This window comes from Bradyrhizobium sp. AZCC 2262 (genome assembly GCF_036924535.1).
Classification (GTDB): Bacteria; Pseudomonadota; Alphaproteobacteria; order Rhizobiales; family Xanthobacteraceae; genus Bradyrhizobium.
Map to the genome: position 1 here is coordinate 3,876,557 of NZ_JAZHRT010000001.1, position 24,367 is coordinate 3,900,923.

The 24,367-nt window shown below is 62.6% G+C and carries 24 protein-coding genes; 5 read left to right on the forward strand and 19 right to left on the reverse strand.

Annotated elements, in window-relative coordinates:
• Positions 1-54 precede the first annotated feature (54 nt).
• The 8 genes from V1283_RS18485 to V1283_RS18520 all read right to left on the reverse strand — a co-directional run bounded on the left by V1283_RS18485 (position 55) and on the right by V1283_RS18520 (position 9,533).
• Positions 55-1,023: a tripartite tricarboxylate transporter substrate binding protein BugD gene (locus V1283_RS18485; RefSeq protein WP_334387877.1), complete on the reverse strand. Its 969-nt coding sequence runs from the start codon at positions 1,021-1,023 to the stop codon at positions 55-57.
• A gap of 32 nt (positions 1,024-1,055) precedes the next feature.
• A complete protein-coding gene (locus V1283_RS18490; RefSeq protein WP_334387878.1) occupies positions 1,056-2,297 on the reverse strand; it encodes a threonine synthase in 1,242 nt (413 codons plus the stop codon).
• Between the two features lie 175 nt (positions 2,298-2,472).
• Complete coding sequence (gene lpdA, locus V1283_RS18495; protein WP_334387879.1) at positions 2,473-3,891, reverse strand: dihydrolipoyl dehydrogenase; 1,419 nt, start codon at positions 3,889-3,891, stop codon at positions 2,473-2,475.
• Between the two features lie 129 nt (positions 3,892-4,020).
• Positions 4,021-5,358, reverse strand: coding sequence for a pyruvate dehydrogenase complex dihydrolipoamide acetyltransferase (locus V1283_RS18500; RefSeq protein ID WP_334387880.1), 1,338 nt, complete (start codon positions 5,356-5,358; stop codon positions 4,021-4,023).
• 2 nt (positions 5,359-5,360) lie between these two features.
• Positions 5,361-5,666 carry a DUF5076 domain-containing protein gene (locus V1283_RS18505; RefSeq protein WP_212419061.1) on the reverse strand — a complete coding sequence of 102 codons (306 nt, stop codon included), beginning with the start codon at positions 5,664-5,666 and terminating at the stop codon, positions 5,361-5,363.
• Between the two features lie 6 nt (positions 5,667-5,672).
• Positions 5,673-7,064: a pyruvate dehydrogenase complex E1 component subunit beta gene (locus tag V1283_RS18510; protein WP_334387881.1), complete on the reverse strand. Its 1,392-nt coding sequence runs from the start codon at positions 7,062-7,064 to the stop codon at positions 5,673-5,675.
• Between the two features lie 107 nt (positions 7,065-7,171).
• A complete protein-coding gene (pdhA, locus tag V1283_RS18515) occupies positions 7,172-8,191 on the reverse strand; it encodes a pyruvate dehydrogenase (acetyl-transferring) E1 component subunit alpha (RefSeq protein WP_334387882.1) in 1,020 nt (339 codons plus the stop codon).
• Between the two features lie 361 nt (positions 8,192-8,552).
• Complete coding sequence (locus V1283_RS18520) at positions 8,553-9,533, reverse strand: Bug family tripartite tricarboxylate transporter substrate binding protein (RefSeq protein ID WP_334387883.1); 981 nt, start codon at positions 9,531-9,533, stop codon at positions 8,553-8,555.
• A 96-nt stretch (positions 9,534-9,629) separates the two neighbouring features.
• Between V1283_RS18520 and V1283_RS18525 the strand changes: the two genes are divergently transcribed.
• Entirely contained in the window at positions 9,630-10,580 is a 951-nt protein-coding gene (locus V1283_RS18525) for a LysR family transcriptional regulator (protein ID WP_334393098.1), read from the forward strand.
• Positions 10,581-10,684: 104 nt separating this feature from the next.
• Here the strand turns inward: V1283_RS18525 and V1283_RS18530 are convergent, their stop codons facing one another.
• Together V1283_RS18530 and V1283_RS18535 are read right to left on the reverse strand one after the other, a co-directional pair.
• Positions 10,685-11,002 carry an FtsB family cell division protein gene (locus V1283_RS18530; RefSeq protein ID WP_334387884.1) on the reverse strand — a complete coding sequence of 106 codons (318 nt, stop codon included), beginning with the start codon at positions 11,000-11,002 and terminating at the stop codon, positions 10,685-10,687.
• Between the two features lie 264 nt (positions 11,003-11,266).
• Positions 11,267-11,818: an NADPH-dependent FMN reductase gene (locus tag V1283_RS18535; RefSeq protein ID WP_334387885.1), complete on the reverse strand. Its 552-nt coding sequence runs from the start codon at positions 11,816-11,818 to the stop codon at positions 11,267-11,269.
• Between the two features lie 326 nt (positions 11,819-12,144).
• Between V1283_RS18535 and V1283_RS18540 the strand changes: the two genes are divergently transcribed.
• Entirely contained in the window at positions 12,145-13,260 is a 1,116-nt protein-coding gene (locus tag V1283_RS18540; protein ID WP_334387886.1) for a D-alanine--D-alanine ligase family protein, read from the forward strand.
• An 83-nt stretch (positions 13,261-13,343) separates the two neighbouring features.
• Here the strand turns inward: V1283_RS18540 and V1283_RS18545 are convergent, their stop codons facing one another.
• The 3 genes from V1283_RS18545 to eno all read right to left on the reverse strand — a co-directional run bounded on the left by V1283_RS18545 (position 13,344) and on the right by eno (position 16,927).
• Complete coding sequence (locus V1283_RS18545) at positions 13,344-14,345, reverse strand: MBL fold metallo-hydrolase (RefSeq protein WP_334387887.1); 1,002 nt, start codon at positions 14,343-14,345, stop codon at positions 13,344-13,346.
• 114 nt (positions 14,346-14,459) lie between these two features.
• The gene (locus V1283_RS18550; RefSeq protein WP_334387888.1) at positions 14,460-15,596 is read right to left on the reverse strand and encodes a zinc-binding dehydrogenase; all 1,137 of its coding nucleotides are present in this window, start codon (positions 15,594-15,596) and stop codon (positions 14,460-14,462) included.
• A gap of 47 nt (positions 15,597-15,643) precedes the next feature.
• Positions 15,644-16,927, reverse strand: coding sequence for a phosphopyruvate hydratase (gene eno / locus V1283_RS18555; protein ID WP_334387889.1), 1,284 nt, complete (start codon positions 16,925-16,927; stop codon positions 15,644-15,646).
• A gap of 177 nt (positions 16,928-17,104) precedes the next feature.
• On the opposite strand from eno, the gene V1283_RS18560 reads away from it, so the two are divergent.
• The 3 genes from V1283_RS18560 to queF are packed head-to-tail and all read left to right on the forward strand — an operon-like array spanning position 17,105 to position 18,989.
• Positions 17,105-18,097, forward strand: coding sequence for a Vgb family protein (locus V1283_RS18560; RefSeq protein WP_334387890.1), 993 nt, complete (start codon positions 17,105-17,107; stop codon positions 18,095-18,097).
• Between the two features lie 35 nt (positions 18,098-18,132).
• Positions 18,133-18,468: a c-type cytochrome gene (locus tag V1283_RS18565; protein WP_334387891.1), complete on the forward strand. Its 336-nt coding sequence runs from the start codon at positions 18,133-18,135 to the stop codon at positions 18,466-18,468.
• Between the two features lie 56 nt (positions 18,469-18,524).
• Complete coding sequence (gene queF / locus V1283_RS18570; protein WP_334387892.1) at positions 18,525-18,989, forward strand: preQ(1) synthase; 465 nt, start codon at positions 18,525-18,527, stop codon at positions 18,987-18,989.
• Between the two features lie 60 nt (positions 18,990-19,049).
• Here queF and V1283_RS44765 read toward each other — a convergent pair whose 3' ends face one another.
• From V1283_RS44765 to V1283_RS18600, 6 genes are all read right to left on the reverse strand, one after another.
• Entirely contained in the window at positions 19,050-19,382 is a 333-nt protein-coding gene (locus V1283_RS44765; RefSeq protein WP_442895757.1) for a hypothetical protein, read from the reverse strand.
• Positions 19,383-19,623: 241 nt separating this feature from the next.
• Positions 19,624-20,856, reverse strand: coding sequence for an HlyD family secretion protein (locus tag V1283_RS18580; RefSeq protein WP_334387893.1), 1,233 nt, complete (start codon positions 20,854-20,856; stop codon positions 19,624-19,626).
• Complete coding sequence (locus tag V1283_RS18585) at positions 20,849-21,316, reverse strand: hypothetical protein (protein WP_334387894.1); 468 nt, start codon at positions 21,314-21,316, stop codon at positions 20,849-20,851. Before V1283_RS18585 ends, V1283_RS18580 begins: the two co-directional genes overlap by 8 nt.
• 361 nt (positions 21,317-21,677) lie before the next feature.
• Complete coding sequence (locus V1283_RS18590; RefSeq protein WP_334387895.1) at positions 21,678-22,868, reverse strand: MFS transporter; 1,191 nt, start codon at positions 22,866-22,868, stop codon at positions 21,678-21,680.
• An 88-nt stretch (positions 22,869-22,956) separates the two neighbouring features.
• Complete coding sequence (kdsA, locus tag V1283_RS18595; RefSeq protein WP_334387896.1) at positions 22,957-23,808, reverse strand: 3-deoxy-8-phosphooctulonate synthase; 852 nt, start codon at positions 23,806-23,808, stop codon at positions 22,957-22,959.
• Positions 23,809-23,901: 93 nt separating this feature from the next.
• On the reverse strand, positions 23,902-24,228 hold the full coding sequence (locus tag V1283_RS18600) for an NIPSNAP family protein (protein WP_334387897.1): 327 nt from the start codon (positions 24,226-24,228) through the stop codon (positions 23,902-23,904).
• Positions 24,229-24,367 lie beyond the last annotated feature (139 nt).

Below are 24,367 nucleotides of genomic sequence, written 5' to 3' on the forward strand. Positions count from 1 at the left end.
GGGGTGCCTGGTCAGGGGGAATCTCGGAAAATGCGGTTGTCCGGTTTCGGCCGTTCACTCCACCTTGACGTTGGCGGCCTTGATCATCGGCCACCATTTTGCAATTTCGGCCTTCTGCCAGGCGCCGAGCGCTTCGGGCGTGAGCTGGTCCTTTGGCGGCATCTGGAGGCCGAGATTTTCGAGCTGCTTGCGCACCGCCGGATCGCTCAGGGCGTCGACCGCCGCGGCATTCAGCTTAGCGACGACGTCCCTTGGCGTGTCCTTGGGCACCCAAAGGCCGGACCACAGCGTCATGTGGAATCCGGGCAACCCCGCCTCGTCGACGGTCGGAATGTCGGAGGCAGACTCTACGCGCCTGGAGTCGGTGATGGCATAGGCGCGGATGTTGCCGGCGCGCACCTGCCCGATCGAGTTCGATGTCTGGTCGACGATCAGATCGATCTGGCCGGCGACGAGATCGTTCATCGCTGGGCCAGTGCCGCGATACGGCACGTATTGCAGCTTGACGCCGGCGACGTTCTCGAAATAGAGCCCGGCAATGTGGCTGCCGGAGCCCGCGCCTGCGGTGCCGGCCGTCGGCGGCGACGGCTGCGCCTTCAGCCACGCCAGCAATTCCTTCAGCGACGTTGCCGGAACCTCTTTCTTGCTGACGATGATCATCGGATTGCTCGGCAGCAAGGCAACCGGTTCGAGATCGGTGACGAGGTCGTAGCCGAGCTTGTAGATCGCGCCGTTCGCGACGTGAGTGCCGAGATGGCCGAAGCTGATGGTGTAGCCGTCAGGCGGTGAACGCACCGCGCGGCCGACGCCGACCGAACCACCCGCTCCCGTCACGTTTTCGACCAGCACCGTTTCGCCGAGCGTGGTCTTCATACGCTCGGCAAGGATCCGCGCCATCGCATCCGACGGACCGCCGGCGGAGAACGGCACGATGATGGTGATGGGACGCGATGGAAAGTTTTGTGCGATCGCGGCGCTGCCGAATGCGAACATCGCGAGGATCGACAGAACTATCTTTCGCATTTCAAGCTCCCATCACAACCGCCGCACGACTGTCAGAGTTTCGCGTAGTCGATCGGCTGATGTCGATCAAGCGTGCGCGTGACCGGCGGCAGCGGATATTTAAGCCCTGTGGCGCAATTGAACAGCATCACGCGATCATTTTTCGTCACGCGTCCGTCGGCGAGGCTCTGCTGGTAGGCGGCGTAGGTCGCAGCCCCCTCGGGGCACAGCAACAGCCCCTCCTCGCGCGCCACTTCGTTTAGCGCAGCAGAAATCTTCTCATCAGGGACCGCAATCGCAAATCCCTTGCTCTCGCGGACCGCGCGCAGGATCAGAAAATCTCCGACCGCCTGCGGCACGCGGATGCCTGACGCGATGGTGTGGGCGTCTTCCCAGCGCGGCGCGTGCTCGGTGCCCGCTTCAAAAGCACGCACCATCGGCGCGCAACCGGACGCCTGCACCGCGACCATCCGCGGCCGCTTCGAGCCGATGAAGCCGATCGATTCCAGTTCGGCAAAAGCTTTCCACATGCCGATCAGGCCGGTGCCGCCACCGGTCGGGTAGAAGATTACGTCAGGTACTTCCCAGCCGAGCTGTTCGGCCAGTTCCAGCCCCATCGTCTTCTTGCCTTCGATCCGGTACGGCTCCTTCAGCGTCGAGGTATCGAACCAGCCGGCCTTTGCTTTGCCTTCGCCGACAATCTTGCCGCAATCGTCGATCAGCCCGTTGACGCGATACACAGTGGCGCCCTGCAGCTCGATCTCGCTGACGTTCACTTCGGGCGTATCGGCCGGGCAGAAGATGGTGGTCCTGATCCCGCAGGAGGTCGCGTAGGCCGCCAGCGCCGCGCCGGCATTGCCGTTGGTCGGCATCGCCATATGCTTGATGCCGAGCGCCTTGCCCATCGACACCGCCATCACCAGGCCACGGGCCTTGAACGAGCCGGTCGGCAACCGGCCTTCATCCTTTACGATGATCTCGCCGCCGCCGAGTTTCTTTGCAAGCTTCGGCAACCGGATCAGCGGCGTCGTAACCTCGCCAAGGCTGACGATATCGGAAGCTTTTCGGACCGGCAGCAGCTCTCGATAGCGCCACATGTCGGCGGGACGCCCTGCGAGCGCGTCCTTGGTCAGCGCCTTCTTCACGCCCGCGAGGTCGTAGCGCACCAAGAGCGGCTTGCCTGCCTTGGAGAGATTGTGGATCTGGTCGGCCGGATAATGATCGCCTTCCATCGCGCATTCGAGATGGGTCACGAACGTAGGACGTTCGATGGTCAGATTGTCGTTGTCTTTCACGATTGTTCTTTCTTGTTCTGGTCTTTTCGCTGGCAGATCCGTCACCCTGAGGAGGACGCGAAGCGGCCGTCTCGAAGGGCGACGAGCCCTGCTGTTCGATCCGGGCCGTGCATCCTTCGAGGCTCGCTACGCGAGCACCTCAGGATGACGGGGCTGCTATTGTCGCTCCGCTCCGTTACATATTCAGCACGCGCCCATAGGCGTCCAGCACGGCTTCCTTCATCATCTCCGACAGGGTCGGATGCGGGAAGATTGTGTGCATCAGCTCTTCTTCCGTGGTCTCCAGATTCATCGCGACCACGTAGCCCTGGATCAGCTCGGTCACTTCTGTGCCGACCATGTGCGCGCCCAACAACTGGCCGGTCTTCTTGTCGAAGATCACCTTGACCAGGCCCTGATCCTCGCCGAGCGCAATCGCCTTGCCGTTGCCGACGAAGGGGAAGCGGCCGATCCGGATCTCGCGTCCCCCCTCTTTCGCTCTCGCCTCGGTCAGGCCGACAGAAGCAACCTGCGGGTGGCAATAGGTGCAGCCGGGAATAAGGTTCTTGTCCATGGCGTGCGGGTGCAGGCCCTTGATCGCCTCGATGCAGACCACGCCTTCATGCTCGGCCTTGTGGGCCAGCATCGGCGGGCCTGCGACGTCGCCGATAGCGTAGACGCCGGGCACGCTGGTCTTGCCGTAGCCGTCGATCACGACGCAGCCGCGGTCGGTCTTGACGCCGAGTTTCTCCAGCCCAAGGCCTTCGATATTGCCGACCACGCCGACCGCCGAGATCACCCGCTCGAACTCGACCGTCTGCGGCTTCTTGCCATCGTCGATAGTAGCGACGACGCTATCGGCCTTCTTCTCGAGTTTTGTCACCTTGGTGTTCGAGAGGATCTTGATGCCCTGCTTCTCAAACTGCTTGCGCGCGAGGCCGGCGATTTCCGCGTCCTCGACCGGGAGAATCTGCGGCAGCACCTCGACCACGGTGACGTCGGCGCCCATGGTATGGAAGAACGAGGCAAACTCGATGCCGATCGCGCCGGAGCCCACCACCAGCAACGATTTCGGCATCCGCTCCGGCACCATCGCCTCGAAATAGGTCCAGACCAGCTTCTTGTCGGGCTCGAGCCCCGGCAGCACGCGCGGCCGCGCCCCGGTCGCGATGATGACGTGTTTTGCCTGATACGTGCCCTCGCCCAGCGCGCCCTTCGGCGCCTCGACGGCGGACTTCTTCACCGTGACCTTGCCGGGCGCGTCGATCGACGCGTCACCCCAGATCACCGTGACCTTGTTCTTCTTCATCAGGAAACCGACGCCATCATTGAGGCGTTTTGAAACGCCGCGCGAGCGCGCGACGACGGCCTTCGGATCGAACGAGACTTTCTCGGCGGAGAGCCCGTAATCCTTGGCGTGCTGCATGTAGTGGTAGATCTCGGCGGAACGCAAAAGCGCTTTCGTCGGGATGCAGCCCCAGTTCAGGCAGATGCCGCCGAGATAGGATTTTTCGATGATCGCCGTCTTGAAGCCGAGCTGGGCGGCGCGGATCGCGGTGACGTAGCCGCCGGGGCCGGAGCCGATGATGATGACGTCGAAGGATGTATCGGCCATTGGCTACTCGCTCGCTTTTATCGTGCGACCATCACGGTTCTTTCGTCATTGCGAGGAGCCCTTGCGACGAAGCAATCCACATTGTCGCGAGTAAGATGGATTGCTTCGCTGCGCTCGCAATGACGGCTATTACACCATCATCATCACGGGGTTTTCGATCAGCTGCTTGAATGCCCCGATCAGCTCGGCGCCGAGCGCGCCGTCGATGGCGCGATGGTCGCAGGACAGCGTCACGCTCATCATCTGCGCGATCTCGATCTTGCCACCGCGCACCACCGGGCGCTCCTCGCTGGTGCCGACGGCGAGGATCGTCGCCTGCGGCGGATTGATCACGGCGGTGAAATGATTGATGCCGTACATGCCGAGGTTCGACACCGCCGTGGTGCCGCCCTGATATTCTTCCGGCTTCAGCTTGCGCGCCCGCGCGCGCGCTGCGTAGTCCTTCATCTCGGACGAGATGGTGGAGAGCGTCTTGGTTTCGGCCTTGCGGATGATCGGCGTGATCAGCCCGCCGGGCATCGCCACGGCCACGCCGATGTCGGAATGCTTGTGCTTGAGCATCCCGCCTTCGGTCCAGCTCACGTTGCAGTTCGGAATTTTTTGCAGCGCGACCGCCATCGCCTTGATGACGAAGTCGTTGACCGAGAGCTTGTAGAGCGGCTTCTTTTCCTTGTCCTTCGGTGCGGCGGCGTTGATCTCCTCGCGCGCCACCAGCAGCTTGCCGATGTCGCAGTCCATCGTCAGGTAGAAAACCGGCACGGTCTGCACCGATGCGGTGAGGCGCTGCGCAATCGTGCGGCGCATGCCGTCATGCGGCACGACCTCGTAGGAGCCCTCCTCGAACAAAGCGAGGATCTGCTTGTCGGACATCCCGGGCGCAAGGCCTGGACCCGCAGAAGGCGCGGCGGCCGGGGCTTTCAGGCCCTTGCCGGATTTCGCGCCCTCGACGTCGCGCGCAACGATGCGACCATGCGGGCCGGAGCCGTTGATGCGCGCGATGTCAATGCCCGCATCCTTGGCGAGACGGCGCGCCAGGGGCGACGAGAAGATACGGGCGTGACCGTTGCCCTTGGCGGCCGCAGCCTGAGGGGCTGGCGCGGGAGCCGCTGCAGGCGAGGGCGCCGGTGCTGGAGCCGCTGGCGCAGCCGCGGCGGGCTTCGGGGCCTCAGCGGGCTTCGGAGCGGGCGCGGCCCCTGCTCCGGCACCGGCCGCCTTCACGTCCTCGCCGTCGCCGGCCAGCACCGCAATGATATCGTTGACCGGCACGTCCTGCGTGCCTTCCGGCACCAGAATCTTCGCAATCGTGCCCTCGTCGACGGCTTCAACTTCCATCGTCGCCTTGTCGGTCTCGATCTCGGCGATAACGTCGCCGGACTTGACCTTGTCGCCCTCTTTCTTGAGCCACTTGGCAAGGTTGCCCTTTTCCATCGTGGGCGACAGCGCGGGCATCAAAATGTTGATCGGCATTGTCAGTGACCCTGTTGCGACCGGGACGTGGTTGAGCCCACATCGGTCGGCCGATTGATTTCGGCTTCGAACATGTCGACGATACGCGTCAGCGCCTCGTCCTCGGTGTAGCCACTCTCGCGCGCATAGGCGCGGGACGCGTGGCGCGCGATGTCGACCAGCAGCAGGCCCCACATGTCGGGCTCCTCGAAGGCGCGTTGGAACGCGATCGAGAGTCCCCCATCGACCACGAAGGCGCGCAGCACTTCGACGGCATCCTCGCGGCCAATGACGTCAGGCGGCAATGGCTGTTCGTTGGGACCGGCCATATCGACCTACCGATAGGCAACGGCTTTGGCGGCCGCGACCACCTCGGCCACGTTGGGCAATGCGAGCTTTTCGAGGTTTGCCGCATAAGGCATCGGCACGTCCTTGCCGGACACCCGCGCCACCGGCGCGTCAAGATAATCGAAGGCGTGCTCCATGATGCGGGCGGCGATCTCGGCGCCGACGCCCGACTGCTGCCAGCCCTCTTCCACGGTCACCGCGCGGCCGGTCTTCTTCACGGACGCCACGATGGTCTCGGTGTCCATCGGACGCAGCGTGCGCAGGTCGATCACCTCGGCCTCGATGCCCTCCTTGGCGAGTTCATCGGCGGCCTTGAGCGCGTAGGTCATGCCGTTCGACCACGAGATCAACGTGACGTCCTTGCCCGTTCGCACGATCCGCGCCTTGCCGATCGGGATCACGTAATCGTCGAGTTTTGGTACCTCGCCGGAATGGCCGTACAGCATCTCGTTTTCGAGGAAGATGACGGGGTTGGGATCGCGGATCGCGGCCTTCAACAGTCCCTTGTAATCGGCGGCCGAAAACGGCGCGATCACCTTCAGGCCCGGAACCTGCGAGTACCAGGCCGAGTAGTCCTGGCTGTGCTGGGCTGCGACGCGAGACGCGGCGCCGTTGGGCCCACGGAACACGATCGAGCAGCCCATCTGGCCGCCGGACATGTACAGCGTCTTGGCGGCGGAGTTGATGATCTGGTCGATCGCCTGCATCGCGAAGTTGAACGTCATGAACTCGACGATCGGCTTTAAGCCCGACATCGCCGCACCGACGCCGATGCCGGCAAAGCCATGCTCGGTGATCGGGGTATCGATCACGCGCCGCGCGCCGAATTCCTGCAGCAGACCCTGACTGACCTTGTAGGCGCCCTGATATTCCGCGACCTCTTCGCCCATCAGGAACACGTCCGGGTCGCGCCGCATCTCCTCGGCCATCGCATCGCGCAGCGCGTCGCGGATGGTCTGGGTGATCATCTCGGTGCCCGCGGGGACTTCCGGATCGGGCTCGGCGACGACAGCGGCCGGTGCAGCCGGCGCCTTCTTCTCATCGCCCTTCGGCTGAGGCGCCTCCGCCTTGGCCTCAGCCGGCGGTGCGGGCGCGGCTGGTGCCGCCGCCATCTTGCCGAGATCGGCGGCGCTTTCGCCGTCGGACAGAATGGTCGCGATCGGCGTGTTGACCGCGACGTCGGCGGTGCCTTCGGGGATCAAGATCCTGCCGAGCGTGCCCTCATCGGTCGCCTCGACTTCCATCGTCGCCTTGTCGGTCTCGATCTCGGCGATGACATCGCCCGACTTGATGGTCTCGCCTTCCTTCTTCAGCCACTTCGCAAGGTTGCCCTTTTCCATGGTGGGCGACAACGCAGGCATCAGCACTTGAATGGGCATATCAGCTCCCGAAATCACTCTTTAGATCTTTTGAGCATGATCTTTTCGGAAAACCGGTTTCCACTTTTCCGGATCATGCTCTTAGTTTGTTCTGCGCGTCTTGAAATTTAGCGGTAGACGTCGGTCCAGAGCTCGGAAGGATCGGGCTCGGGATCGCGCTGGGCGAAATCCGCCGAGGCATTGACGATCTCGCGGACCTCGGCGTCGATGGCCTTCAGTTCCTGCTCGCTGACCTTGGCCGCCAGCAGGCGGTTGCGAACCTGCTCGATCGGGTCCTGGTCGTGGCGGATCTTCTCGACCTCTTCGCGGGTCCGGTATTTCGCCGGGTCCGACATCGAGTGGCCGCGGTAGCGATAGGTCTGCATTTCCAGGATGAACGGCCCCTTGCCGGCGCGGCACCAGGCGACGGCCTCGTCACCGGCGGCCTTCACGGCACGCACGTCCATGCCGTCGACCTGCTGGCCCGGAATGTTGAAGGAGTCGCCGCGCTTGGAAAAATCGGTCTGGGCGGAGGAGCGCGTCACCGAGGTGCCCATGGCGTAGCGGTTGTTCTCGATCACATAGATCACCGGGAGCTTCCACAGCTCCGCCATGTTGAAGCTCTCGTAGACCTGGCCCTGGTTGGACGCGCCATCGCCGAAATAGGCGACGCTGACGAAATCATTGCCGCGGTAGCGGTTGGCGAAGGCGAGACCGGTGCCGAGCGAGACCTGGGCGCCGACGATGCCGTGGCCGCCGTAGAAATTCTTTTCCATGCTGAACATGTGCATGGAGCCGCCCTTGCCCTTGGAGTAGCCGCCCCGGCGTCCGGTGAGCTCGGCCATCACGCCGTTGGCTTCCATTCCGCAGGCCAACATGTGGCCGTGGTCGCGGTATCCCGTTATGACCTGATCGCCCTGCTTCAGGGCCATCTGCATCCCGACCACGACGGCTTCCTGGCCGATATAGAGATGGCAGAAACCGCCGATCGCGCCCATGCCGTAGAGCTGGCCGGCCTTTTCCTCGAAGCGGCGGATCAGCAGCATGTCCCGGAGCGCAGCGAGCTCCTGCGCCTTGGTGAATTCCGGTGGGGACCCGTTTGCCTTTTGCCCTGATTCCTTCTCGACGCTTTTCTTGGGTGCAGCCATGGCAATTCCGGGTGAGAGAGACCGATCAGCCCTCTCTATCCCAACTCAAACCGGCGTGAAAGGATTGCGTGCGCTGGAGAAAATATTGCTTATGCCGCACTGCAGCGCGAGCCACGACATTTTCGAAATCGATTTTGCTGTTTTTTGAAATTTGCGGATCGGCGCGCGGACGCCAATCTGACGTCGGCGGCGTTCGTGACATCGGTTTGAAAACCAGGGCGTGACCCCATAAACTCAGAGTGGTCTACGGACGCCCGCTTTGATGCGAATTCCGGACTCAAGTCTCACATCGCGTGGGGTCCGAAAAGGGCCCAGAACCTGACTTCAAACGGTCGATACTCGGCGCAGGACGCGCGCAGCATCAATTGGCCTTGATGCCGCTCTCGCGTATGACCTTTGCCCATTTGGCGCTCTCCGTCCGGAACAGCGCGGCCGCCTGCTCAGGCGTCGTGCCGATCGCCGTAAACCCGAGCACCGCCATTTTCTCCTTGGCGTCGGGCAGCGCGATCAGTTTGACGATCTCGCGGTTCAGGAGCGCAGTGATCTCGCTTGGCGTTCCGGCCGGAACGATGAAGGCGAACCATCCCTCGCCCTCGATCTCGGGATAGCCGGCTTCCACCATGCTCGGCACGTCGGGAAGCGCCGGCGAGCGCTTCTTGCTGGTCACGGCCAGCGCACGTAGCTTGCCATCCTTGATCTGCGGCACGGCAGGGGGCAGCGAGCTGAATACAATCGGCGTGTGCCCGGCGAGCGCCGAGGCGACGGCCTGGCCCGCGCTGTTGAACGGCACATGTACGAGGTCGAGCCCAAGTGACAGGCGGAAATGCTCGCCGATCAGATGTGGCGGAGTGCCGGTGCCCGGCGACGCAAAGCTGTATCTAGCGCCGCCGGACCTGATCAGGGCAACAAGGTCCTTGACCGTTTGGACCGCCAGCGACGGATGCACCGACAGCACCGTGGGCGCGCTGACGGCAATCGTGACCGGGTCGAAGTCCTTGTAGGGATCGTAGGGCACCGTGTCGTACATCGCCGGATTGACGACGATGTTCGGCGGAACGACCAGAACGGTGTAGCCGTCAGCGGGCGCTCTGGCGCCCTGACCCATGCCGATATTGCCGCCAGCGCCGCCGATGTTCTCAACAAAGAACTGTTTTCCCAACTGATCGGAAAGCTTCTGCGCGGCGAGCCGCGCCAAGATATCGGCCGGGCCGGCAGGCGCGTAAGGTACCAGCACGCGCACCGGCCGCGCCGGGTAGGTCTGCGCAAATGCTAAGGACGACAGCGCGGGCGCGACAAGCGAGCCCGCCGTCAGATGCAGAAATTGCCGGCGCAGCAGCGTCATGACCATCTCCTGTATCGAGCAAGGCCGGTATATCATTTGCGAGGTAGCCGAGGTATTATATGGATCAGGCACAATTCATATCGAAATGGATATGGCATGGAGCTGCGACATCTCCGACACTTCGTCGCCGTCGCCGAAGAGGGACACATCACGCGGGCCGCGGAGCGGCTCGGCATGCAGCAACCGCCGCTTAGCCAGCGGATCAAGGCGATCGAAACCGAGCTCGATGTCCAGCTCTTTCGCCGCAAGGCGCGCGGGGTCGAGCTAACCGAAGCGGGGCGGGTTTTCCTCGATCGTGCCCGCGCGACGCTCGCGCAATACGACGGCGCGTTCGAAGCCACACGCAGTGCCGCGCGGGGCGAGCTAGGCCGCCTCTGCGTGGGCATCATGCCGACCGCTCCGTTTCATCCCTTTGTGCCTTTCGTCATCCGCGCGTTTCGCACAGCCTTCCCGCTGGTGTCGCTAACGCTGGACGAGTGTCTCAGGACGGAGGCGCTCGAACGCCTGCGCAATGACCGGATGGATGTTGCTTTTATGCGCGCACCCCTTGCCGAACCGCAGAGCCTCGTCGTCAATCCATTACTGGTGGAACCGATGGTGGTCGCGTTGCCGAGAGATCACGCGTTGGCGCAGCGCGATCGCGGCGGCGCGGCCCTTTCATTGAGGGATCTTGCCGGTGAAACATTCATCGTCTACGCACGGCAGCTCGGACCCGCGTTCTATGAGGCGACGATGGCGGCATGCCTCAAGGCAGGGTTCAGCCCTCGCCTCGGCCAGGAAGCGCCTCGTATCACATCGGCGCTGAGCCTCGTCGCCGTCGGGCTCGGCATTTCGCTAGTGCCGGCCTGCATGCAGCAAATGACGATGAACGGCATCGCGTACCGGCCGCTCAAGGGCGTCTCTCAGCCGAAAGCCGTCCTGAACCTCGCATCCCGCCGCGGCGAATCGTCGCCAGTGGTTCGCAACTTCGTGAGCCTGGTGCGTCGGGCCGCAAGGGATCTTCCCACCGATCCCGGAATCAGTGGCACAATTCGAAGGCCTTGTTAGGGTCAAAAGCGCCGCTCCGCGTCATGTCCGGTAGGGGATAGTCTCGGAAATGCCGGATCGCAATCGCCGCATTTGGCTGTGTGCTAGCGAGTCCGCGACCTAGACTAGTTCGGCTTGATGGTCCGGATCAGATCGCGCGGATTGGCGTAGTCGAGCTGGAAGCGCGCGCGCTCGTCCAGCATGTCGGGATCGACCCCATTGGAGCGCAACAATGACACCCGCTGTTCGCCCTGCGCCCGCTCCCGCTTCAGCCGCGCCAGTTCCGAGGTGAGCGCGACGATCTCCTGATCGAGTTCCTGTCGCGCGTTCAGTCCGTACTTGCCGGTATAGGCGTTGACGCCGAAATAGCCGACCATCAGCGCCGCCATCGTGTAGAGGGCGAGGCCTGTCAGGATGGACTTCAATCGGGCGCGGGAGACCATGGCCCAAGATGCGATGGCCGGGTTAATGGAATCCTAAGACGACGGGTGTGGGCAAGAATGGACCCGCCCTCTCCGCCGTCATTGCCAGCCGACGGGTCGCGCGGATGCGCGCCCCGCGACGAGCGCAATTGCGCTCGCACAGTGATGGCAGCCTCCACGAAGCAATCCATAGCGCGGCATAACGGACAGATGAATTGCCTGGTCGCTTCGCCCCCTCGCGCAAACGCTTCGCGTTTGTCGCAGGCAATGACGCTGAGAGAGTGGTTAGCTGTTCTGCCTCTCGATGAACGCCGCAAAGGCATCGATATATTGCTGCAGCACCTTCTGCAGCGCTTCCTTGGTGCACTCGCCCTTTTCGTCGAAGGCATCGCCGACAGCATTCAGGTAGATTTCGGGCTGGCCCAGGATCGGACCCGAGATGCCCGGGAGGATGTTCTGCAGATGCTTGGCCGCGCTGACGCCACCCAGCGGCCCCGGAGAGTTGCTGATGATGCCGACCGGCTTGCCGAGGAACGAGCTCTTGCCATAGGGGCGCGAGCCGACGTCGATGGCGTTCTTCAACACGCCGGGGATCGAGCGGTTGTATTCCGGCGTGATGAACAGCACGCCGTTCGACTTTTGCAGCTTTTCGCGGAACGCCAGCCAGTCGGCCGGGGGATTGGCTTCCAGATCCTGGTTGAAGAAGGAAATGCCCTGAAGCGTCGTGACGTCAAGCTTCAACGTATCAGGCGCGAGCTTGGCCAAAGTGTTGGCGATCTTGAGCGAGAAGCTCTCCTTGCGGAGGCTGCCGACAATGGTAACGATGGTGTGGGCCATGGATTTTCCTTGTGAAGCAGAACGCCTGCCCCCTCACCTACCGATATCGCCAGATAGATGCAAGCGCATGGACTGCGCAATTTTGGAAACGCATCGTTTTTGAAAACTGGCCGATCGGCAGGGAATTGGGGTCGCGGGGCGGGCACGGACAAGGCCGTGCAGGAAAAGCGACGCAGAAGCAGCCATGCCGATGACGCGATGGGCCAGAAGCCGAGATGCCCCGACGCGCAGACCGGTCCGCGTTGGCGCCAAATTGTGGACGTGTTCGTTTGACTATATGCAAGCAGAACGCTGCATTTTTCGGCTGACTAACGAGAAGCGAAACGATGGCAGAACGCAAGACAAGGGTCGCTATCCTGTTCGGCGGGCGCTCCGCGGAGCACGACGTATCCAGGGCGTCCGCAGCGAACGTGCTTCGTTCCCTCGACCCCAACCGGTATGACGTCACGCTGATCGGCATCGCCAGGGATGGCCGCTGGATTCTCGCTGACGCGGGTAACGGCGCCGGCATCGGCGCTGTTGCGCTGGCCATTCCGGACGATGGACCGCAGCTGACCCTGTTGCCGGGCGGACATGGCCGCGCGCTGGCGCTTGAGCGGAATACCGCAGGGATTCGAGAATTGCCGGCGTTTGACCTCTTCTTCCCGGTCCTGCACGGCCCCAATGGCGAAGATGGCACGGTTCAGGGCGCACTCGAACTGTGCGACGTGGCCTACATAGGCTCTCGTGTGATGGGATCGGCCGCCTCGATGGACAAGGACGTCGCAAAACGGCTGATGCGCGATGCGGGCTTGCCGGTCGTGCCCTACGTCGCCATGTCGGCCATGTCACCACTCACGCATGACGACGCGGTCGGCGCCGTTGGTTCGCCAGAGGTCTTCGTCAAGCCGGCCAACATGGGTTCGTCGGTGGGCGTGTCGAAGGCTCGAACCGCCGAAGAGTTCGAAGCTTGCTGCAGGTTGGCGTTTCGCTTCGACAGGAAGATATTGATTGAGCGCTGTGTCACCCCGGTGCGGGAAATCGAGTGCTCCGTGCTTGAAGATGCGAATGGCAACATCCGTGCGTCTCAACTCGGCGAGATCGTCCCTGCCGACAAGCACGGTTTCTATTCCTACGATGCGAAGTACCTTGACGATGATGGCGCCGCTCTTCAGGTTCCGGCCGATGTGCCCGCTCCGGTGGCCGACCGCATCAAGGAGCTCGCAATCAAGACGTTCCGCGTGCTGGGCTGTGAAGGAATGGCGCGTATCGATTTCTTTCTCAGCGGCGAGCAGGTGTTCGTGAACGAAGCCAATACCCTTCCCGGCTTCACCAATATCAGCATGTACCCGCGGCTATGGGAGGCCAGCGGGTTACCGCAATCCGACCTTATGGATGTGTTGATCGGCCATGCGCTGGAACGTCACAAGGTCTCCAGGAACCTGGCTTTCCAGCGCGAGTAGAACAAGCGCTCCGCCTCGCTCTCGCCGGCCAAATCAACGGGCCGCCGAAGAGCCGCAGCCGCGGCCCTTCGGGGTCATGAACGTCAGATCGTCGGATTCCACGCCGACGGGATCAGCCGGTATTTCGGGCCATCCTTTTCGACATGACCGATCGAGGGGAAGGTGAAGTGGAAGCCCACCACCGTCGCCTTCTCGGCCGCCGCCATGTCGTAGAATTTATGACGGGTCGCCTGCGCCGTCTCAGGATCGACGTCGTAGGCGACGTGCCAGTCCGGATTGCGCAGGAAGAATTCCGGAATGTTGGTGACGTCGGACTGGATCAGCACCTTGGAATTGCCCGAGGCGACCACGAATGACGTATGTCCCGGCGTATGCCCGGGCGTCGCAACCGAGGTGACACCGGGTACTACTTCCTTGCCCCAGTCATAGCGGGTGACCTTGGACTCGATGCCGGCATAGATCTTCTTCACGTTCGCAAAATAATTCTTCATCATCTGGTTGGATTCCGCTTTCGCAGCGTTCTCCTCACTCATCCAGAATTCCCAGTCCTTCGCCGGGACCATGATCTCGGCGTTCGGGAACGCCATCGAGCCGTCGAGGGCGCGAATGCCGTTGGTGTGGTCGGGATGCAGATGCGACATCAGCACCACGTCGACGCTCTTGGGGTCGACGCCGGCCGCCGCGAGATTTTGCAAGGTCCGTCCGACCGCACCCTTGCTCGGTTCGAAATTGGCGATTCCGTTGCCGCAGTCGATCAGGACCAACTTGCTGCCGGTGTTGATGAGCTGCGGGTTGAACGGCACCGTCACCATGCCCTTCGGCATATAAGCGGCCTCGGCCGCCGCCAGCGCCTCCTCCTTCGGGACGTTCTTGACGAACGTATCGGGCATCGGGAACGAACGCGCCCCGTCATTGATCGAGGTGCATTCCAAACTGCCGACCTTGTAGCGATAGAAGCCCGGCGCCTGCGTGCCTGATGGCGGCACCGCAGCGCCAGCGGTCGATGCCGGAAATGACGAAAGCGCGGCCGCAGCAGTCGCTGCGGCGGCACCGCCAAGCAGTTGGCGGCGATCCAGATCAGTCATGGCGAATACTCCCCTGCGCCAGCTGCGGTTGTTCCGCATTCATTTGCGCCGCAAATGTTCTCCCGTTGCCGGGAGAACGCAAGTCGGAAAGAGAGCCGCCTGTCGCCGCCCTCGTCAGCCCTTGCTCGGGTTGATCAGGAATTTCTCGCCGGTGGAGCGCTTGTTGTAGATCGCGATGTTGGAAAGCTGCAGCGTCTCCTGCAGCGACACCACCTGCGTGTAATGGCTGGCAAAAGTGGTCTTGAGTTCGGAGGCCACGCGCTGACGCAGCCGGCCGATTTCGGCGGGGCCGATCTTCTGCAGGAATGGCGTCAACAGCCAGCCGCCGACGCCCCAGGTCAACCCGAACGCCCGGCTCAATTCGGTCGGACGGTTATCGAGGCTGCCGTAGATATAGACCTGCTTGTACACGTTGGAGCCGTAGCGGCTGTATTCCTTGGCGGTCTTGTTGGCCGCACTCTCCATGCAGGTGAGGATTTGCCCCGCGAGCTTGCCGCCGCCGATGGCGTCGAACGCAATCGTTGCGCCGGTCTCCACCAACGCATTGGTCAGATCGTCCATGAAGCTATCAGCGGTGGAATCGACGACATGTTTGGCGCCGATCTTGTGCAGGATATCGGCCTGCTCCTTGCTGCGCACGATGTTGACGAGGCCGATGCCGTCCTTGATGCAAATCTTGTTGAGCATCTGCCCGAGGTTGGAGGCGGCGGCGGTATGCACCAGCGCCTTGTGGTTCTCCCGCCGCATCGTCTCGGTCATGCCGAGCGCGGTCAGCGGATTCACGAACCACGACGCGCCGTCGGCGGGCGTGGTGCCTGACGGCAGCTCCATGACGTCCCGCACCTTCATGGTGCGGTACTGCGAGTACATCGCGCCACCAATCATCGAGACGGTCTTGCCCATCAGCGCCTTGGCGGCATCCGACGATCCGGTCCTGATCACGACGCCGGCGCCTTCATTGCCCACGGGCAGCGACTGATCGAGCCGCGCCGCCATCATCCGCAGGGCGGCTTCCGGCATTTTTGCGGTGACCACGGGCGTGTCCGTGCTGCCTGAAACCTTGGCGGTCGACATGTCGGCCGGGCCGATCAGCAGTCCGAGATCGGACGGATTGATCGGCGTGGCCTCAACCCGGACCACGACTTCGTCGTCGGCCGGTTCGGGCGTCGGGACATCCACCAGCGACAGTTCGAGTTCGCCGCTCTTCTTGAGCAGCGAACGCAGTTGCAGCCCGCTTTTGCCGTCGCTCATCGTAACCCCTCCCGTTTGTGTTCGTTGTATCTGGATACGTTGGCGCGTTATGCCAGCGCCTTCAACGCCGATTTGCCAGCATATTTCGCCTGCTCGCCGAGTTGCTGCTCGATGCGCAGGAGCTGATTGTACTTGGCGGTGCGGTCGGAGCGCGCCAGCGAGCCGGTTTTGATCTGGCCGCAATTGGTGGCGACCGCGAGATCGGCGATGGTGGAGTCCTCGGTCTCGCCGGAGCGGTGCGACATCACGGAGGTATAGCCGTACTTGTGCGCCAGTTCGACGGCGGCGAGCGTTTCCGTCAGCGTGCCGATCTGGTTGACCTTGATCAGGATCGAGTTGGCGCGGCCGTTCTTGATACCCTCCGCAAGGCGGGTGACATTGGTGACGAACAGATCGTCGCCGACGAGCTGGCACTTGTTGCCGATCAGGTCGGTCAATTCCTTCCAGCCGTCCATGTCGTCTTCCGACATGCCGTCCTCGATGGTGACGATCGGATAGCGCGAGACGAGATCGGCGAGATATTTCGCCTGCTCGGAGCGCGAGCGCGTCTTGTTCTCGCCGCCATAGACGTAAGCGCCGTCCTTGAAGAATTCGGTCGCCGCGCAGTCGAGGCCGAGCATCACGTCATCGCCCGCCTTGTAGCCGGCCTTGCCGATCGCGCTCACCACGAATTCAAGCGCGGCGTCCGCCGACGGCAGGTTTGGCGCAAAGCCGCCCTCGTCGCCGACATTGGTGTTGTGGCCGGCCTTTTTCAACTCGGCGCGCAGCGTGTGGAAGATTTCCGAGCCGCAGCGCAGCGCTTCGGCAAAACTCGCAGCTCCCACCGGAAGGATCATGAACTCCTGAAAATCGATCGGGTTGTCGGCATGCACGCCGCCATTGATGATGTTCATCATCGGCACCGGCAGCGTCCGGGCCGAGGTGCCGCCGACATAGCGATAGAGCGGCATGTCGAAAGATTCAGCCGCCGCCTTGGCGCAGGCGAGCGAGACGCCGAGGATGGCGTTGGCGCCGAGCCGGCTCTTGTTCGGCGTGCCATCGAGATCGATCATGATCTGGTCGATCTGCACCTGTTCCTCGACGGCCTGATCGCTCAGCGCCTCGAAGATTTCGCCGTTGACGGCCTCGACCGCCTTCTGCACGCCCTTGCCGAGATAGCGCTTCTTGTCGCCGTCTCTGAGTTCGACCGCCTCATGCGCGCCGGTGGAGGCACCCGATGGCACCGCAGCGCGACCGATCGAGCCGTCTTCCAGCACCACATCGACTTCAACGGTGGGATTGCCCCGGCTATCGAGAATTTCGCGGCCTATGATGTCGACGATGGCGGTCATGTCTTGAACTTTCCTGGGAGTGGTGGGTCAGGTTTCGGGGGCGTCTTACACGGCGCGCAAGCAAATGTGAACGCTCGACCGGCGGCCTTTTCCGGACGGTAGAAGCCCGTCAGGATAGACTGCTTCAAGGTTGATCACAGCGTCCAAACCTTCACGTTCACAAGTCGAGGTAACGCAATGAATCGCCGCCAGTTTCTTGGAACCGCCGCCTTTGGCGTCCTCGCCGCCCCCGCCCTCTCGCGAAGGGCCGCCGCCCAGGAAGGCCCGTTCCGCGTCAAATATTATCCGGTCACGGCAGGCATCGGCTCCCGCGACACCACCCCCGCCCCCGATGGCACGATCTGGTTCTGCGGCCAGCGCAACGGCACGCTGGGCCGGCTCGACCCACGCGACGGGTCCTACAGACTGGTCGACCTCGGCAAGGGCGCGGCGCCCCATGGCGTCATCATCGGCCCTGACGGCGCGCCCTGGGTGACCGAGGGCGGCCAGAACGCGATTGCCCGCGTCGACCCCGGTGATCACAAGGTGACGCTGTTCCGCCTGCCCGAAAAGGAAGCCTACGCCAACCTCAACACCGCCGTGTTCGACAAGAGCGGCACCTACTGGTTCACCGGACAATCCGGCATCTATGGCCGGCTCGACCCGAAATCGGGCGACATGACCGTCTTCAAGTCGCCGCGCGGGCGCGGCACCTACGGCATGACCATCACGCCGAAGGGCGACATCTGGTACGCCTCGCTCGCCGGCAACCACATTGCCAAAATCGACACCGCTACCGGCAACGCCACCGTCGTCGAGCCGCCGACGCCCAACCAGGGCGCGCGGCGCGTGTGGTCGGATTCAAAGGGGCGGATCTGGGTCAGCGAATGGAACAGCGGCAATGTGTCGGTGCACGATCCCGCCGATGGTTCCTGGAAGGCCTGGAAATTGCCCGGCAGCAATCCGCGCACCTATGCTGTTTACGTCGACGACAAGGACAAGGTCTGGGTCACCGATTTCGGCGCCAATGCGATTCTGCGCTTCGATCCCGTGACGGAAAAGTTCAACGCGTTTCCGAGCGACAAAGCGGGCGCGAATGTGCGCCAGCTCGATGGCCGGCCCGGTGAAACCTGGGGCGGCGAATCCGGCAATGACCGCCTCGTGATGATTCAAACGGTCGCGCCTGCGTGAGATTGTTCGCGGTCCTGCTGCTGGTGTCAGTTCTCATGTCTGCTTCGGCCAATGCGGAGGAAGACGGTGCGCGGGCGTTCACGCCCTGCCGCGCCTGCCACAGCCTCGATCCGGCCGAGCGCAACCTGCCCGGCCCCAATCTCTCAGGCGTGATCGGCCGCGACGTCGGCGGAGCCGCGGAATTCGACTATTCGCCGGCGCTGCGCAAGGCGCGCGACGAGGGCTTGCGCTGGGACGCAAAGCGCCTCGAAACCTTCCTCGCTGATCCCGCCGCGATGTTTCCGGGGCTGTGGATGTCGATGCGCGGGATCGAGGATGCGGCCGAGCGCCAGGCGCTGGTGCGGTTTCTGTCCGATCCTGCATCGCGCTAGCGGTTGACGATCGACCCCGTTGCGTCCATGTCAGCCCTCGCAACAGGACGATCATGATGGCCAAGAAATCATTGCCGAAATCATTGCAGCTCGGCCGCGCCGTGGAATGGCCGGACAGCCCGGAAAAGGCGCAGCTCGACCGCGTCCCCAATCCGCAGGCGGACACCAATTATCTGGTCCGCTTCACCGCGCCGGAATTCACCTCGATCTGTCCGGTGACGGGCCAGCCGGACTTCGCGCATCTGATGATCGACTATGTGCCGGGCCAATGGCTGCTGGAGTCCAAGTCGCTAAAACTCTACGTCGCCAGCTTCCGCAACCACGGCGCCTTTCACGAGGATTGCACGGTCATGATCGGCAAGCGGATCGCGGCCGAGATCAAACCGAAATGGCTTCGCATCGGCGGCTACTGGTACCCGCGCGGCGGCATCCCGATCGACGTGTTCTGGCAGACCGGCAAACTGCCCAAGGGCATGTGGGTGCCCGACCAGGGCGTCGCGCCCTATCGCGGGCGGGGGTGAACCATCGCATGTCCCGGCCCTCAGAGCCCGTCAGCACTTCCCAAAGGTGCCACCGGTGGATCAGAGGTCAGGATCGAACCAGAAGTCATCAGGTAAGTCTGTTAAATCATCAGTGACGCAGGCCGCGCCTGTAAAATCCTCGTCTCGAAAATACAGGCTGCGGGTGATCAGCTGGCTATCTGGCAGATCGAAGCGATCTCCGAGATCGAAGCGATCTTCGGGCAGCGACTGCCAAAAATGCCTGATACGCTCTCTTCCACCTGCGACCCGCAGCAGCCTGCCGTAAGTTGCGACATCCCAATTCCACGGCAGATCGAAATAGCTGAAAGCTTCATTAAATGCGCGTCGGTGAAATTCCTCGGTCTCCGCCATGGTTCCGTCGACGTCGAACATGATCGCCCTGAACCGATTCAAGTTGGCCTCGCTCCCACGCTGTGCTGATGCCTCGTTCGAAGATTGCGAAGCGAAATTGACCCACGTGCTCTAAAATTGCGACTTTGAAATTCTGATGGGCAGCAAAATTTTTGCTTATGTTTGTCCAGATCAGCGCTCCGCGCTCAACCTGCATCGGTGATCGAGCCCGATGCCGGAACGTGCGGGGTTGCCACGCTCTCGACGGCTCGCCGCGGCCCGCTCAGTGCCCGCTCAGCACCAGCGTCTTGATCGGCAGCAGCAGCGCCTGAATCCGCAACAGCAAAGCGTGCACAAGTCCGGTCGCATCGACGACATGCAACCCGAAGCTCTTGAGCGCGCTGAGTTTGCCTGACGAGATCAGTTCGTGATTGCTGGTATAGGCGTTGGCAATACAACTGCTGCCGGGCGTCACGCCCTCCAGCCCGCCCTTGTAGATCGGCTCCATGAAAACGAGAATGGTGCCCGGACGCGCGACCTGCTGCGCCTCGATCAGTTGTTCACCGCCCCTGAACTGGCCCGCCGCGATGTAGTCCTGCACGCTGGTAACCACCATCGGAATGACCGTCCACGGCTTGGAAATGCAGGTGGCCTCGGCCACCATTCCGATCTTCATGACCTGAGCCTCGATCTGCCCAAACCCTGCCGCCAGAGCCTGCCGCCCCGCCCCCTCTGGAATCAGAACGCCAGCCGTCCGTATCATTGGATTGACGATATCACCTGGCCTCAATCCGAACTGCTCGACCCGTCCGTCGACGCCGGCGCGAATAAAGGTCTTATCCAGATCAACCTGCGCTTCGGCCAGTGCCGCCTCCGCGCTTGCCTTTTCCGCCGGCAGCAGCGCGGTCAGCCGCGTCGCCGCGGACTGCTTGGAAGCGGTCGCGGCGTCGAGAGAGCCTTGGCGACCCGCGACGGCCACTGTTAGCTTTTCGATATCGCGTTGCGGCACGATTCCGGGGTTGCGCTTCTGCAGTTCGCTTTTGGTGTTGAGTTCGTCCTGCGCCTGCTGCAGCGAGCCCTTTGCCTCCTGAAGCTGGCCTTCCGCCTTCATGATATCGGCCTCCGCGGCCAGCATGGCGGCATCGGTTTCGGCGATCTTGCGTTTGGCTGTCAGTAGCGACGCTTCCTGCTTGGTGCTGTCCAGCCTGAAAATCACGTCACCTTGCTTGACGGGCGCGCTGAGTTCGACGTGAACCTCAGCCACCCGGCCGGTTACTTCGGACATAATCGGAACGGTCCGATAGAACAACGTCGCCGAAGTGGTCGACGGATGAAAGTAGAAGATCATCGTGATCAGCGAGACCGTGAGCATCAGGCAGCCGATGATGCCAAAGCGCAGTTCGAACCAGACCGAATAGAGCGTGATCTCTTTGCCGATGCGCTTTCCCTGCCAGTAGCGGCGATAGAGATAGTCCGGAAATATCGTCAGCAGCGAGCAGAGGAGCAGCTCAAGCATGGCTATGCACCTCGCTCTTGGCGCCAGCAGCCTTCTCGATGCGGGCCTTGGCCTCGTCGGTTGCGGCGGCGTGCGTCGCCTCTCCAGTTGGCGGCTCGGTTGGGTCCTGTTCAGGCGGAACGCCGGCCATCTTCTCGACTGATCCGGCAATCCTGCGCAGCGGCGTGCTGAAGTCCGGCAGGTCGATCATGGCGAGGAACAGGCCGATTACCCAGAACAGGTGATTGTGCGTGAACAGCGCTAGCAGGCACAACACGGCCACGACTTCAAACTGGAACTTCTGCGACTTGTGGGCCATCCGCTCCGGCAGCGAGTGCAGCTGCAAATAGAAGTTACCGACCGCGAGAACGGCGACGATCAGAAAAATGCCGACGGCGACCATCAGGACGTCGGTGTCGCCTGGCGCGGTGATGAATCCTGGGAGATGATGGGGGGCGGCGGGGTGAATCGACTCGCTCAAAGGGCTCTCCATTCGAATGCCCGCGATTATTCCGCAGACCACTTAGGGCACGAGGCCAAATTCGACCCCGTTGAGAGAGTTAATCGTTGATTTAGGTCAAGCCGAACAGCCGAGAGCGCCGACAGTCGAAGCGCCGGCTCATCCTTGCACAATATGGAAACTTGGCAAGCGCAGAACGTGCGCCTGCGACGTGAGAGGGGTTGATCGCAATCGTTCGCCTTGAACCAGACGGAGGGTGTGACCGACCACCGCACATGCACAATACCTTTTCCGTCATTTTCGGGCTGGTTGCCCCGCTCTGTCTCGTCGCCACAATCTCGAACGCAACTGCCTCACCGCCGGCAAAAGCGGCTGAAGACCGCTACATCGCCGCCGCATCCGCCGGCCGCGTCTGGCGCAACAGCTTCGCGCAGACAAAGCCGAGCGCGATCATCACGGTCGCCGCCGTGAGCAAGGTCGGGACCTTGCCGGCATGCTGGAGGCCGAACCCGTAAGCGATCGGGCCGATGGTCTGGCCCATGAAGAAAAAGAACGAATGCAGCGACAGCGCGGTCGCGCGGGCTTCCACCGACAATTCGCTGGCGAACACCTGCAGGCAGCCGTGGATCATGTAGAAGCCCCAGCCCATGAAGATCAGGCTCAAAGCCTGAGCCTTTGCGCCGGGACCCAAAGCGACGACGGCGAGTTGCAACCCCACCAGCGTGGCGCCTGATATCATCATCCCCTTGACGCCAAGCCACGGCAGAAACCGCGAAACGCTCAGCGTGTAAAAAAGGCCTCCGACCGCGAAGCCGGCGATCACGAGGCCGGCAACCGACAGGCTGGTTTCGCCCAGTTCGAACAGAAACGACGCGATGAAGGGAAACAGCCCCAGCACACAGCAGCCTTCGACAAACACGGCCACGTAACAAAAAGCGTTGGGATTGGAGAAGATGGTGCGATAGCCGTGTTTAAGCGACGCGAAGTTCGTCTTGGGAGGACGTTTCAACGCAGCACCGCGAAATCCGGCGGCCACGGCGATCGAGGCCACAATGACCAGGCCGCCGAGCGCAGCAAGAACGCCGCGCCAACCCAGGAGATCGCCGATCAGGCCGGAAACGGAAGCCCCCAGCAGATTTCCGGTCATGGACCCCATCAGCGTGCGCCCGATTGCGATCTGGCGTTTTTCAGGACCGACCAGATCGCTGGTAAGACTGAGCGCGACCGGAAATACGCCGCCGGAGCCGATCCCGGCGAGGATCCGCGAGGCGAACAGCAGCCAGAACGACGTCGCCATCGCGCCGAGGATGTTGGCAATGCCCAGCAGCACCAGGCACACGATCATCAGCCGCGCCTTGCCGAACAGATCGGCCGCCGCGCCGAGCACCGGCTGGATGATCGCAAAGGTGAAGGCAAAGACAGCGGCGAAGCTGGCGGCGGTCGCGATGCTGACGCTGAAATCGTCGGCCACGTGCGGCAACACCGGGTCAAGCGCGCGCGCCGACAGGCTGGCGGCAAACGTCGCGAGCGTAATGATATTGAGGGCGGGCGGCAGGCGGCTCGAGTCGGTCACGGCCGCATCCGCGTCATGAGATCATGATCCTTCCGGAAAACCGGTTTCCGCTTTGCGCCAACGCGTCCCTTCGGGTCCGGATCATGCTCTAGCGTTGCGCTTTCTTGGCCAGCGCGTCGAAGTCCATCAGCCGCTTCACCAACGCTTCGAAGTCGCGCAGCGGCACCATATTGGGTCCGTCCGATGGCGCGCGATCGGGATCGGGATGGGTCTCGATGAACACGCCGGCGACGCCGACGGCGACCGCAGCGCGCGCCAGCACGGGAACGAATTCGCGCTCGCCGCCCGACGACGTCCCCTTGCCGCCCGGCTGCTGCACCGAATGGGTAGCGTCGAAAATGACGGGCGCGCCCGTGGTGCGCGCCATGATCGGCAGCGCGCGCATGTCCGACACCAGCGTGTTGTAGCCAAACGACGCCCCGCGCTCGGTAACCAGCACATTCGGATTACCGCCGCCGGTGATCTTCGCGACGACATTGGCCATGTCCCACGGCGCGAGGAACTGGCCCTTCTTGACGTTGACGGCTTTGCCGGTCGCGGCGGCCGCCAGCAGGAGATCAGTTTGCCGGCACAGATATGCCGGGATCTGCAGCACGTCGACCGCTTGCGCAACTTCGGCGCATTGCGCAGTCTCATGCACGTCGGTGAGGACAGATAATCCCAGCGAAGAGCGAATTTCTGCAAAAATCGGTAGCGCCTGCGCCAGACCAATACCGCGTGCGGCCGATCCGCTGCTGCGGTTGGCCTTGTCGAACGAAGTCTTGTAGACGAGGCCAATCCCGAGGCGGCCCGCAATCTCCTTCAGCGCGGTCGCGACTTCGAGCGCATGCGCGCGGCTCTCGAGCTGGCACGGCCCGGCAATGATCGAAATCGGCAGGTCGTTGCCGAATTTGACCTCGCCGACCGAGACGACCGGGGCTGCATCGAGTTTCGCGTTCAAGGGATTTTCCTTCGTAGCCAGCGCGGACCATGCCGGTCCGCGCTTTCAGGATCAACCCCGTTTAACCCCAAAATATCAGGGTTGCACCGCCGGCTATTTTACCGCCGAAAACGCCGCCGGCACCAGCAACTGGCTGACGATGTTGTCGATGATCTGGCCGTCCTCCTCGCTCTTGGCGCGGCCGGCGATCCAGTCGGGATCGGACTGGAATGCGGTCCATTTCTTCTCGCGATCGGCCAGCGAGTCCCACGCGACGAAATAGGTCAGTTCCTGGTTGGAGGTGCCGATCAGCGTGGTGTAGAAGCCGGCCTGCTTGATGCCGTGCTTGTCCCACAGTTTCAGCGTCAGCGTATCGAACCGCTTCATCAGCGCCGGCAGGCGGCCCGGCAGACAGCGATAGACGCGCATTTCCATGATCATTGGTGGTGCTCCCTCAATTATTGTTCTTGCAGTTCACGGGAGGCGTTTGTCGCAACAATTCAATCGTTCGTCAAAGGCGGAGCCGTAGGCTGGGCAAAGGCGCGAAGCGACGTGCCCACCATTCCATCCCATATGCGGT